The 255-nt window shown below is 39.2% G+C and carries 1 protein-coding gene; it reads right to left on the bottom strand.

The features are described from left to right. Positions 1-255 (bottom strand): helix-turn-helix domain-containing protein (locus tag Q3W56_RS20860; protein WP_302896723.1); only part of this gene is annotated, 255 nt, incomplete at both ends.

The following is a 255-nucleotide window of genomic DNA, read 5'->3' as shown; positions in this document are numbered from 1 at the left end:
TTTAATATGGCTGTGATTTTTCGATATCCATATCGATACTTGTGCTCTCGGCACAACGTGCCGATTTGTTTTTCCAAGTGGCGTTTGGGATGATCCTTCATCAGATTCTTCTTCCAACGATAATAAGTCGCCCGAGAGATACCTAAATGAATACAGATATCCTGCACGGTCATTGTGCTGTGCAATATTTCTACAAGTTCGACTGACGTTTTGCTATCAACTTCCTTTCCAATTCGTTGTACTTTTTTAAAACTT

Source organism: Bacillus sp. C28GYM-DRY-1, from assembly GCF_030519405.1.
In the GTDB taxonomy this organism is placed as follows: Bacteria; Bacillota; Bacilli; order Bacillales; family Bacillaceae; genus Bacillus; species Bacillus spizizenii_A.
The sequence above is the reverse complement of the archived record's forward strand: the minus strand, read 5'-3'. Positions and strand labels throughout refer to the sequence as shown.